The 10,880-nt window shown below is 61.9% G+C and carries 11 protein-coding genes; 6 read left to right on the forward strand and 5 right to left on the reverse strand.

The features are described 5' to 3' along the window. The first annotated feature begins 214 nt into the window (after positions 1 to 214). The 3 genes from FJ977_RS27035 to FJ977_RS27045 all read left to right on the forward strand — a co-directional run bounded on the left by FJ977_RS27035 (position 215) and on the right by FJ977_RS27045 (position 3,225). Complete coding sequence (locus FJ977_RS27035; RefSeq protein WP_140775196.1) at positions 215 to 889, forward strand: N-acetylmuramoyl-L-alanine amidase; 675 nt, start codon at positions 215 to 217, stop codon at positions 887 to 889. Positions 890 to 1,072: 183 nt separating this feature from the next. Continuing rightward, positions 1,073 to 2,803: a peroxidase family protein gene (locus tag FJ977_RS27040; protein ID WP_140775197.1), complete on the forward strand. Its 1,731-nt coding sequence runs from the start codon at positions 1,073 to 1,075 to the stop codon at positions 2,801 to 2,803. 17 nt (positions 2,804 to 2,820) lie between these two features. Then, a complete protein-coding gene (locus tag FJ977_RS27045; protein ID WP_140775198.1) occupies positions 2,821 to 3,225 on the forward strand; it encodes a hypothetical protein in 405 nt (134 codons plus the stop codon). A 22-nt stretch (positions 3,226 to 3,247) separates the two neighbouring features. Here the strand turns inward: FJ977_RS27045 and FJ977_RS27050 are convergent, their stop codons facing one another. Then, complete coding sequence (locus FJ977_RS27050) at positions 3,248 to 5,281, reverse strand: hypothetical protein (RefSeq protein ID WP_181180084.1); 2,034 nt, start codon at positions 5,279 to 5,281, stop codon at positions 3,248 to 3,250. A 67-nt stretch (positions 5,282 to 5,348) separates the two neighbouring features. On the opposite strand from FJ977_RS27050, the gene FJ977_RS27055 reads away from it, so the two are divergent. Next, positions 5,349 to 6,746 carry a YcaO-like family protein gene (locus tag FJ977_RS27055; protein WP_140775199.1) on the forward strand — a complete coding sequence of 466 codons (1,398 nt, stop codon included), beginning with the start codon at positions 5,349 to 5,351 and terminating at the stop codon, positions 6,744 to 6,746. A 26-nt stretch (positions 6,747 to 6,772) separates the two neighbouring features. On the opposite strand, the gene FJ977_RS27060 is transcribed toward FJ977_RS27055, so the two are convergent. Next, complete coding sequence (locus FJ977_RS27060; protein ID WP_140775200.1) at positions 6,773 to 7,030, reverse strand: hypothetical protein; 258 nt, start codon at positions 7,028 to 7,030, stop codon at positions 6,773 to 6,775. Between FJ977_RS27060 and FJ977_RS27065 the strand changes: the two genes are divergently transcribed. Next, entirely contained in the window at positions 7,029 to 8,015 is a 987-nt protein-coding gene (locus tag FJ977_RS27065; protein ID WP_202323650.1) for a DNA/RNA non-specific endonuclease, read from the forward strand. The genes FJ977_RS27060 and FJ977_RS27065 overlap by 2 nt on opposite strands. 41 nt (positions 8,016 to 8,056) lie before the next feature. Here the strand turns inward: FJ977_RS27065 and FJ977_RS27070 are convergent, their stop codons facing one another. Both FJ977_RS27070 and FJ977_RS27075 read right to left on the reverse strand, forming a co-directional pair. After that, positions 8,057 to 8,857 carry an SDR family oxidoreductase gene (locus FJ977_RS27070; RefSeq protein WP_140775201.1) on the reverse strand — a complete coding sequence of 267 codons (801 nt, stop codon included), beginning with the start codon at positions 8,855 to 8,857 and terminating at the stop codon, positions 8,057 to 8,059. A 90-nt stretch (positions 8,858 to 8,947) separates the two neighbouring features. Continuing rightward, positions 8,948 to 9,496, reverse strand: a complete 549-nt coding sequence (locus FJ977_RS27075) for a glutathione peroxidase (protein ID WP_140775202.1) — start codon at positions 9,494 to 9,496, stop codon at positions 8,948 to 8,950. 343 nt (positions 9,497 to 9,839) lie between these two features. On the opposite strand from FJ977_RS27075, the gene FJ977_RS36445 reads away from it, so the two are divergent. After that, positions 9,840 to 10,349 (forward strand): hypothetical protein, encoded by a 510-nt coding sequence (locus tag FJ977_RS36445; RefSeq protein WP_246683348.1) that lies wholly within the window; start codon positions 9,840 to 9,842, stop codon positions 10,347 to 10,349. A gap of 39 nt (positions 10,350 to 10,388) precedes the next feature. On the opposite strand, the gene FJ977_RS27085 is transcribed toward FJ977_RS36445, so the two are convergent. Then, positions 10,389 to 10,880: SDR family oxidoreductase (locus tag FJ977_RS27085; protein ID WP_140775203.1), on the reverse strand; the 492-nt coding region annotated here is incomplete at its 5' end.

Genomic DNA, 10,880 nt, shown 5'->3' on the forward strand with positions numbered 1-10,880 from the left:
TGGGCGCAGCCGCTTGGGGCATGGGATATCCCGGCAATCATCCCCCAGAACGTGCTGGATTCTCTTGAGAATCGGACCGATCGGGCGCTCCTGGTCGACGGAACTCTCTTGATGGCCGGCGATGCCTCCCGGGCGGCGGGACATGATTCACGCTCGTTTCACGCCAACGTTGCGATACACGGATCGTCAAACGCGAGCTTTGCGGGAGCAAGCGATGCTAGATCCGAAGACATACCTGTTCGATTTGCCGGCCGCGGGCAGGCCGGCGCCATTTGCGATCCCAGAGGTGCTCTATCCAGGCGTTCAGGATTACTGGGCGCGCTCGACGTCGTTGCGGCGTTTCGATCCGATCCTCGGCATCAACGCGGTGGTCATTCATGCGACTGTCGGCGGCAGCTCGGCAAGGGCAATGTCGGTGATGCAGGCCGGCAGCGGCAGTTTCCACTGGCTGGTTCCCGACGAGAACGAAAGCCAGCACGGAAACATTGTCTGGGCGTGTGCGCCGGAATCGCGGGCGGCCTGGCATGTGGGAAACGACAAGAGCCATCCGCGGGTCAATGGCGGCGCCAAGCGCGTCAACCACTGGAGCCTTGGCATTGAAGTCGTCAACAGCCAGGTCGCGGACCCATTCTCAAGCTGGCAGGTCGAAGTGACGGCGAGGATTGTCCGCTATTGCTGGGCGAAATACCCGAACCTCAAGACCATCGTTTCGCATGCCGTGCTCGATCCGGCCCGCCGGCCCGATCCAGGCATGAACTTCGACTGGAACCGTTTTCGCCAGCTCGTCATATCGCCTCCCGGCACCGAATCCGTGTCGTCGACGATTGCCGGCGTGACCCCGATGGGCAAACTTGCACCAACTGATGTCCGGACTTGTTGCACCGGGTGATCGGTAGGCTTCAACTATGCATCTCAAGTCGGCCGGGGGGCTGGCGGCGGGACGGATTTTGGGCCTCCCAACATAATCCGTCCCGCCCTTGGGCCAGGCCGTTTGGCCGGGGGCGCAAGATATGGCCGGCTGGTATCGCCGACCGCGTGCGAATGGAATAGTCTTTGACGAAAAGGGCTGGCGATGAGACACGGCGAATATGCGACATATGAAACCCTGGTAAATCACCGCCGCGCGCTCAACGCGATGGCGAGGACTGCTGGAGGTCCCACCGTCGAAGCGGCAGGTGCGGACGCGGGCGACGCTCTTCGGCGCCGGCTCCTGTTTCCCGATCTCGCCGAAAAGCCGATAGGCCTCATGCCGGCTGGAGAAGATGGCTCCATGACGGAGAGAACCCAGGCGGCGCTCACCGACATCTCGAACTGCATGCTCGGTCCCATCGATTCCCCCGACCTCAGCGACAATCCCGCTGCTTACACCTATTTCGGCCAGTTCACGTTTCACGACATCGTCTTTAGCCGCATATTTGGCATGCCGGGCGATCGTGCCGGGTTCACCTTGAGAAATGCCGTCTCGGGCAGTCTCGATCTGTCGGGCCTTTATGGACGAGGCCTGATTGTGGACTCGCACCTCTATGACTCGGCATCGGAAAGCGACACCACTCTTTGTCGATTTCCGATCGGCCTGCCCGGGGTCAGCGACAAGCAGGTCAAACTTCCCGTCGATGGTGCGGTCGAAAGAGCGCGAGACGTCCCGCGCGTCGACGCCTCCAGCGGTTTTTTGAGCGTGTGCGGACGAAAGGCGCCTTACCGTCCTCTGATCGGCGATCCCAGGAACGACGACAATCTCATTCTCTCCCAGCTGCAATGCTCGTTGATGCAGGTGCACAACCGTCTCGTCGATTTGCTGATGGCGCGCCGCGCTGTACCGCCGCAGACCGCCTTCGATCAGGCGCGGCTTTACCTGACCGGTGTCTATCGCCGCGTGGTCGTTGACGACTATCTTAGGCGAATTCTGGCCCCGGCAGTCTGGGCGCACTTCTTCGATGGCGAGGAGTTTCGCGGCCCCGGCGTCGCATCGCTGAAGCCGCTGGCGGACTTGCCGATGGAGTTCACATTTGGCGCCTCGCGGTTTGCGCATTCGATGGTCCGCGACCGCTACGCCCTCAACAAGGCATTCGAAGAAGAAGCCGGCACCTTGCGCGAAATCCTGGCATTTTCGAGCCAGCGCCCGAACGGTGACGTTCCGGTCCGTGTGAATTGGGCCGTTGACTGGAGCCGTTTCATCGAGCCGGGCGACGCGGCAAAGGCACTGAAGGCACGCCGTATCAGTCCGTTTCTCAACTACGAGATGGCGGTGGTTCAGCACGCCGCCGACTTCGACGGTACACCTCGGTCCATCGCCTTCATGGATTGTTGGCGCTGTTACGATCTCGGCATCGCATCAGGCCAGACGATTGCCGGCGCCGTCGCTGCGGCGCTTTCCGCGGATGTGCCTGTACTTTCCGGCGCTGCCATGCTGCCCACGCAAAGCTGCAGGAAACGCTACAGCTTCCAGGCTGGCGTGCTTGAGAAGACGCTGCTGGCCCATCCGCGGTTCCTGACCGAAACACCTCTGTCCTATTACATCATGCAGGAAGCCGCAGTGCTCGGAGATGACGGCAACCGGCTGGGACCGACCGGCTCGTTCATCGTCGCGGCCACCGTCGCCGCTGCACTGTTCAATGCCGGGGACAGCGAAATCCAGGTGCCGCTGTCCCTATCATCGGCCGAACCCGGCAATCTGGCGGGGCTATTGGGGCTGGCCGACGACAGGCTGGTTTCAGACGACGAGCTCTACGAATACTTCAAGCGGTACGCTAACCTGGACATGCCGGGGCGGGCCTATCGAAGAACCGGCAACGTCGCAACCTGAAGAAATGGAGAGGGGTCATGGCCAAATTCGAGAATGTGCAGTTCGAAGCGTTGGGAGCCTTTATTCGAGAAGCCATAAAGGATCCCGCCACCATGGAGATATTCAGACACGGCACACAGAACGAGAAGAAAGACCTGCTCAGAGGGTTCATGAACCCGCGCGGCAAAACCTGGGACGAGATCGAGATCATCGCGCATTTCGATGAAGAGAACGTCGTCAACATTGCCTTTCCTTTCACCGGGGACGTCGAGGAGACCGTGCGGACGATCGCGCCCGAGGTCGGCCCCGGAGAGGACTATCCTTTCCCGGCGCACTACAAATTCGACCCTAATGCAGGCTCGACGGTCGAGGAGAAGAAGGCAAACCGGCTCCGGGGCTACCGTTGCCGGCTTGGCGACTATGTTATGTCGCGCTGCAGATAAGATGCGCCCGGCTTCGGCCGCGTCATGCCAGCCGTGAGGCGCGGTCGATACCTTCGCTCAGTCTCGCGCGATCGGCATCCAGGCGGATCGGGAAGACGTTCTTGAACCAGTCGATCGCACTTCGCCGGGTCGGGCGCTCGCCATTGTGCCATGCGGTCGTGACACCCTTCAGAAATATTCTGAAGTCGGTGGCGGCTTTCGCGTCATCGCCCATGAAGGCATGGGCGGCAGCCGACCAGCCTCGGATATCGGGAAACAGGCCGTCGCTTTTCTCGACAGCCTCGACGCAGCCCTGCAGGTCGCCCGCCAGGAATGCAACGGTCGCATGGTAACCATGGTAGTGCGGCTCATGCAGCGGGTTGAGCTCGAACGACCGTCGCGACAGGTCGACTGCTCGCTGATGGTTTCCGATGAACGCACTGAAAAGCGAATAGGCGATAAGGGTCGCCGGATTGGCGGCGTTGAGGTCGTGCGCCAGTCCGAAATGAAATTCCGCCAGTTCCCAGCGCCGCGCCAGGAGGTGGCTCCAGGCCAGGTTGACCTGGTTGCGGTGATCGAGAGGATCGAGCGCGACCGCCTTCTTGGCGAGGTCGAATGCACGGTCGAGGTCGGCGCTCTCGACTGGATAGCCGGGCAGCACGATCCACCGCGAATTCAGGATCACGGCCAGGCTCGAATAGGCGCAAGCCAGGCTAGGGTCCTGGCGAATGGCTTCTTCGTAACGCGCGATCGCGACGGCGTCGGTGTCTTTGCGCCACAACGTCGAAAGCCGCTGTCCGTCGAGCCAATTGTCATAGGCCGAGATGTAGTTTGGCGACTGTTCATCTATGCGATGGAGGCGCGTGGTGGAAATCACCAACTGGAGGCGTGAAGCAACCCGCGCGCAGATTTCATTGAAGACGGGTCTCCATGCCGCCGGTTCTCGAGGCGCGGTGGTGGAGAACTGCAACACGCCCGTTGCGATCGTCCGGCATGAAATATCGAAATGCGGTTCGTCCTCATCATCGGACGCGTTTATCATCACGGCAAGGTCAGCGGTTTCCCCCACGGCGGCTCGAAGCGTCTCGACAGACCCCGATCGCATCGTGTCGCGATCAAGCTCGGTGTGGATTGCGGTCCAATGCCTGAACCGCGAGAGGGTGGCGGACAGTTCACTGACCAGAGCGAACTGAATGTGCGCGTCGGCGCTCCTGTGTTTTTCCGTGACGAGCACGATCGTCGGCCTTTCGACGAGCTGCCGCGGCGCGGCAGGGTCGAAGGCGGCTTGTGGCTGCGCATCCGCCCCATCCTGGGCCGCAGTCTTGAACCGCTCCAGTTGCCGGATGATTTCGCGTGGCGGTGCGAGATCGAGTTCCGACCTCAGGTCGCTGACATAGCGTTCGAAGAAAACGCGGGCCCTGGCATAGCCGCCTTCCCGATGCAGCGCCCCCAGCATACTGACGACCGCCGATTCATGGAAAGGATCGAGGCGCAAGATGCAGCCGGCGATCGCCTTGCGTTCCGCCAGGCTCGAATTTGCCTCGTTGAGCGATTTCGACAGTTGATGGGTCAGACCATCCGACCACTGGGTCGAAATCATCCCGATCCAGTTGTCGAATACCGGATCGCAATCTTGAAGCCCGATGCAAAGTGATCTGTCGCTTCGTGCCAGGATGCCGTCGACAGTCGGGAAATCGCGGTCCCTGAGCGCATGGCGCAGAGCCGCGAGATCCGTTCGCAGGACATTGGGGTCGATCCCGACGGAGAGCTTGTCGAGGACCAGAAACTGCACCCCCGTCTTGAGTTCGATCTGCTTCAGATCGCGGATGGATTGCCTCAGCGAGGCGCGTGCGTGTTCTTCATCGCTGTCGCTCCACAGCAGCGCGGACAAACGCCCGCGTGTTTCGCGCGTCTGTTCGGACAAAATGAGATAGGCCAGGATCGCGCCGGCCTTGCGTTTGTCGAGGGCATAGACCTTGTCGAGGCTGCGTATCTCGAAATTGCCGACGAGTTTGATCTCGAGGCTTTTCCTGGGAGAGCCCCTTTCTCTCTGCCTGTGGATCATGGTTACTGACATGATCGGCCCAAACGCCCTCTGATCATTTAATACCAGAACCGGGCGGACGTTAAGCGAAGATCGAAGAATGCGGCTAGAAAAAGGTCATTGGGAAGTGCTCTGCGCACAGCCGCATTCCGCTGTCGGCTCTTCGAACGCGGTGCTCGACAAGGTGCCCGATACAATAAGGCGGGATCTTCGGCTCGCGGGATTGGAGCTCCAGCCGGAGATGGATGTCGAGGCTTCCGACCGCCTGCGCCTGTATAGCTTCGCCGCCCGTCATGGCCTGATTGTCGATCTCTTCGAGATACCGGGCGGCATTCTGGCCGCGGCGAACCTCGGTCTGGCGTGGAGCGGCGGTATCCGCCAGGTGACTGTAAGCGGAAAGGGATACAGCCGGTCACAGGCCCTGTTGGGATGCCTTGGCGAAGCCGTGGAAATCGGCAGTTGGATGTATCAGGCCTTGGATGAGAGCAAGCTTGTAGCGGCCGACCAGGCCAGCGATATCATCCCGGCCGAGGCGGTACTGGGTTTTTCCAGGCGCCAGATACAGCAGCGCCGCCGTCTCAACCGCATGTGGGAAGGCTGGGATGCGATCCCCCCGCCCGGGCAACTGTACAATCCCGACCGGTTGGCCCGCGTGCGCGATTTCGCGGGCTCGCGCACCGCGATGTGCCCCGCATTTCTTTGCTTCGGTGGCTTTGGCGAAGCCGTCCATGGAGACGACAGCCTGAACGCCGATTCCAACGGCTGCGCCGCCGGAAGCACGATCGACGCCGCTATGTCGCGCGCCGTGCTCGAGGTCGTTGAGCGCGATGCAACCGGCATATGGTGGTGGCGAGGCTGCCGGCGTCGGCGCTTTGCTCCCACCGGGGAAGATGCTTCCCTGGCAGCGGCCCTGAAGGAACACGCCGTCGAAACCGGGCGGCGTGTCTGGTTCCTCGACATTTCAACCTTTCACAGCGCGCATGTGGCTGCCGCTATATCGTGCGACGGGGACGGCCGGCGCGTGGCGGTCGGATTTGCGGCGGCCTTCGATTTACAGGCGGCGGCCAAGGCCGCGTTCCTCGAGATGATCCAGACCGAGCTGGCGTTCGATGCCCATGAGATGAGGGTCGCAACAAACGGCGATGCGCCGATGTCTGCCGCGGACCGTCGCGTCGCGGCCTGGCTGGAGCACGCAAATCTCGACACAATGGGCTTTTTGAGCGGCTCCGATCCCGGCTCGGCAACGCAGACAGGCCAAGCAGGGATGCTGCCGCGTCTGATGGAAGAGATAAACACCGCAAGCGGCGGCAATGTATGGTTCGCGGACTTGCAGCGGCCCGCATTCGAGGTCCCCGTGGTCAAGGCGATCTGCGTCGGTCTCGCGCACTTCAAGCCGCGGCCAGGGTGTGAGCGGCTCTGGATGTTACCTCAACAGCGGGGTTGGCAGGCAACTTACGGACGCCGCGATTTTGAGCGGCTGATACCTCTCTTCGTCTGAGGTTTGGGCTCCGCCTGGGGTTGATTTCACGCTGAGTTCACGGTGCTGCTCCCAAATTGCCGCGACGGGTAGGGGAGGGATGCGGCGATGAAGAACCGATACATCCTTATGGCATAGGTGGCCTGCACTTTGGCGGGCAGACGCTGCGGCAGAACCTCGCCCACGATCTGGCCAGCATTCGCCATGCCGTCGACGACGATGCGCAACTGCTCAACCTGAAGGCCTTTGGAAATTTTTTCAACGCCGGGTGATGTCCTCGGCTTTTTTCGATTGGAGAAACTCATGTCCGTGACTGAACTTGCGACCGTAAGGATGGACAGGCGACCGCAGCTTCGCGATATGCGGCGGCTGCGCGGGCCGGGGGCCGGGGCAGCTCTCGAAACGCACATTCGCAGTGAGGGTGCCATGGCCGAGCGCGCGGCACGACCGCGCACGTCGCCGCCTCAATCCTTTGCTGGCCGTACCGGCTTCGATCGGACTTTCCTGACCAGATTCCCGATCGACTTGCCCAAGCCGACCGGCCAGCGATCCCGCGACATAACGCCGGTTGGCGGCGATGCCAGCGGCCGGCTCGACTATTGCAACTTTTCCGTCGTCATGTGCGCGTCGCGGCGCATGGCCATGTTCACCGCCGTCAATATCGAGGGCGCCCGCTCCATTTCGATTGGGCGCGAGGACAACAAATGGGCGCTGGACGGGCGCCTGCCGGCCGAAGCGCAGCTCGGTGAGGACCTCTATGCCGGCAATCGCCTCGACCGAGGACACCTTGTCAGGCGCGAGGATCCCAATTGGGGCGCCAACGCCCTCGTCGCCAATGCGGACACGTTTCACTTCACGAACTGTGCGCCGCAGATGGACATCGTGAATCAGAAGACCTGGCTCGGAATAGAGAACTACATCCTGCAGAATGCGCGGGCCTGGGCCGAGCGGTGTTCTGTATTCACCGGCCCCGTCTTCGGCGGCACTGATCTTCGCTATCGGGATGCGCTCATTCCGAAAGCTTTCTGGAAAGTGGTGTCGTTCATCTCCGATGACGGCCGTCCGTCATCGACGGCCTACGTGGTTGAGCAGGAAAGGGAGCTCAGTGAACTGGAGGCGGCGTTCGGCGCCTACAAAACCTACCAGCGCAGCGTCAAATACGTCGAAGGGCTTTCCGGCCTCTCTTTTGGCTCGCTCGCCAATTTCGACGGGTTTTCCAACGAGGAAGAGATCGAAGGCGGCCTGTCCATTTCGTCGGAGATCAGGGTGCTGGGCGATGTGCGCGTCTAGGGCGGAAAACCGTTTCACGCTTTTCCTGGATTTTGCTCTAGCTAGTAATGTATCGGCCCGATGACCCCGCCGCCGCAGGCGATCGCATCGCCGTTGATGGCGACGCTTCGCGGCGAGGCGAGGAATGTGACGACATCAGCGACTTCGGCCATATCGACGAGGCGGCCGATCGTGACGTTGGCGGCAAGTCGCTGTTCGATTTCCTCGGGCAAAACGCCCGCCGAAGCCGCGCGGGCGGCGACCAGGGGAGCGGTCTTTTCCGTGCGGGTCAGGCCAGGATGGACCACCGTCACGTTGATCCCCTTCGGGCCCAATTCGTCGGCGAGATTCTTCGTCAGGGCAGAGACGGCAACATTGCGGATCGAGCCGATGATCGAGCCTGTCTGCCGGGCAGCGAGCCCGCTTACGTTGATGATCCGGCCCCAGCCGGCGGCGGCCATATGAGGCGCGGCCTCACGCGCCATACGCAGATAGCCCATCACCTTGACGTCAACGTCATCCCAGAACAGGTCGTCGGTGATCTCGGCCAGCTTGGGCGGTGGTGTCTGCCCGCCCGGCTTGGCTGCGGCGTTGACCAGGATGTCGAGGCCGCCGAGCGCCGCGATCGTCCCTGCCACCAGCGCTTTGACCGAGCTGTCGTCCTGTGTGTCGACGCCTAGCCCGACGATCTTGCGCCCGGTTTCGGCGGCCAGTTCGCGCTCGGCAATATCCAGATCGGCAGCGTTGCGGGCGGCGATGACAAGGTCCACGCCTTCCAGGGCCAATTGCCGGGCGATGGCGCGGCCAATTCCCTTGCTGCCGCCTGTGATCAGCGCGCGTTTGCCGTTCAGTTGCAGATCCATGGCTTGGTCCTCGGTTATGCGGGCGGCTTCTCCGCGGAAGCCGGATGTTGCCGCAAATTTGATCTGTGTTGGGGAGCTTCGCTTCTTGCCTCAAACCGCCAGAAGCTTGCGGACAGCGCCGACGATCGCCTCGTCCTTCGGCTCCGTGTCGGAGCCGAAGCGGGCGACGACGACCCCCTTGCGGTCGACCAGAAACTTCTCAAAATTCCAGCTCACTTCGCCGGCCGCGGGCGCGGCGCCTCTCTCGGCCAGCCGGGTCAGCAGCGTGCTGTCCGGCTTGAAGACAGCCTGTGGCCGCGCCTCGATCAACGCTTGATAGAGCGGATGCTTTCCCGGTCCCGTCACCGCGATCTTGGCGAACACCGGGAACTCGACACCATAGGTCAACCGGCAGAATTCCTGGATTTCCGCATCCGTGCCCGGTTCCTGCCCGGCGAAGTCATTGGCCGGAAAGCCGAGCACCACAAGGCCCTGGTCGCGATACGAGCGATAGAGTGCCTCCAGTCCGTCATACTGCTTGGTGAAGCCGCATTTGGAGGCGACGTTGACAATCAGCAAGACCTTGCCGGCATATTCGCCCAGGCTTGTGGTTGAGCCGTCGGCGCGGCTGAACGGAATATCGTGGATCGAGGCTGTCATAAGCAAAATACCCTGCAGGTGAGATCGCCCGGTACATTGGTGGCTTCCTGGTTCCCGTCAAGGAAAGCTATTCTCCGGAGCTGAGATTGCCGGATTTGCAAGATCACGTTTTCGCCACCCTCACGCGGTGGCTGATGCTCAGCTATAGCGGTCTTAGGCAAAGGTCGTGCTGGGCTTCACACCTCAAAATTGGAAGGGGATCAGCCAAAATCAGAAGCACGGTTGTTGACGGCGTCTTTGATGTAAAGCGCTATACGCTTTGGATAGGGCGGTAGCGTAGAGTGACGTGCAATTCGGCGGGTCGCGGCCCGCCGACAGTCCGCGAAACGATGTGGAGAATTCGATGCGGAACACGATGCTGGGCTTCATGGCGCTTGCGCTCGTCGCGTGCCAATCGGCTCCCGCAGGGCCGCAACCCGCCGCTCTCGAACCTACGCCGGATCCTGTTGGCACTCCTGCTCAGCCGGTCTCGAGCTCCGCCGCGGCCTCCGCGGGTTCGGCAATCATGGATCCATCCGTGACGATCACTCCCCCTGCGAAGGGCGTTCCAACAAAGTACGCCGCTTTTTCGGGCATGTGGGCTGGGCGATTGGAGGGCGCGTATGAAGCCAAAGTCGCCGTGCAGACGATTTCCGCAAACGGCAAGGTGACGGTCACTTTTGCCTGGGGCAATCTGGGCGACAACAATCCGGGCGAGGCCGCCGGTGAAGGAAGAATTGTCGGGAGCACATTGAAGCTCGGGCGCCTGCCGAATGGCGCGGACATCAGTTTGACGATGATGCCTGACGGGACCCTGGCCGGAACCTATGCGCTCGCCGGCCAGACCTATAGGGGCCCGTTCATCAGGCAATGATCAAACCCGACTGGTCGCCTTGCGGCCAGCCCGTACCCGTCAACCCGCCATCCAGCCGCCGTCAACCATCAGGTTGATGCCGGTGACGTAGCTTGCCATGTCGCTGGCAAGGAACAGCGCCGCTCCCGCCACATCGTTCGGGGTTCCAAGCCGCGGCCAAGGCGTGCGACGGAGCGAGTAGTCGAGCGCATCGGGGTCGTTGGCCACGCCCGGCTTGCCGGTGATGATCTTGCCGGGTGCGATGGCATTGCATACGATCAGATCGTCGGCGTGGTCGACCGCGATCTGCCGCGTCATCTGCACGATGCCGCCCTTGCTCACCGAATAGGGAAGGTCGCCGGGGCAGGCCACCATGCCATGCTGCGAGGAGATGTTGATGATGCGGCCGCGCACGTCGTCGACCGGCGCCTGGGCGAGCATCTGCATCACCGCCCGCTTCGAGCAGTAGAAGAAGCCGGTCAGGTTGACGCCGATGACGCGGTTCCATTGCTCCGGCGTGGTGTCGATCAGATTGGTGCTGGTGTAGATCGC

This window comes from Mesorhizobium sp. B2-1-3A (assembly GCF_006442655.1).
Classification (GTDB): Bacteria; Pseudomonadota; Alphaproteobacteria; order Rhizobiales; family Rhizobiaceae; genus Mesorhizobium.

Bases quoted from the DNA above. Each gene is read 5' to 3' on its own strand.
- FJ977_RS27035 (WP_140775196.1), top strand. From the start codon at position 215: ATGCTAGATCCGAAGACATACCTGTTCGATTTGCCGGCCGCGGGCAGG.
- FJ977_RS27040 (WP_140775197.1), top strand. From the start codon at position 1,073: ATGAGACACGGCGAATATGCGACATATGAAACCCTGGTAAATCACCGC.
- FJ977_RS27045 (WP_140775198.1), top strand. From the start codon at position 2,821: ATGGCCAAATTCGAGAATGTGCAGTTCGAAGCGTTGGGAGCCTTTATT.
- FJ977_RS27050 (WP_181180084.1), bottom strand. From the start codon at position 5,281: ATGTCAGTAACCATGATCCACAGGCAGAGAGAAAGGGGCTCTCCCAGG.
- FJ977_RS27055 (WP_140775199.1), top strand. From the start codon at position 5,349: ATGCGGCTAGAAAAAGGTCATTGGGAAGTGCTCTGCGCACAGCCGCAT.
- FJ977_RS27065 (WP_202323650.1), top strand. From the start codon at position 7,029: ATGTCCGTGACTGAACTTGCGACCGTAAGGATGGACAGGCGACCGCAG.
- FJ977_RS27060 (WP_140775200.1), bottom strand. From the start codon at position 7,030: ATGAGTTTCTCCAATCGAAAAAAGCCGAGGACATCACCCGGCGTTGAA.
- FJ977_RS27070 (WP_140775201.1), bottom strand. From the start codon at position 8,857: ATGGATCTGCAACTGAACGGCAAACGCGCGCTGATCACAGGCGGCAGC.
- FJ977_RS27075 (WP_140775202.1), bottom strand. From the start codon at position 9,496: ATGACAGCCTCGATCCACGATATTCCGTTCAGCCGCGCCGACGGCTCA.
- FJ977_RS36445 (WP_246683348.1), top strand. From the start codon at position 9,840: ATGCGGAACACGATGCTGGGCTTCATGGCGCTTGCGCTCGTCGCGTGC.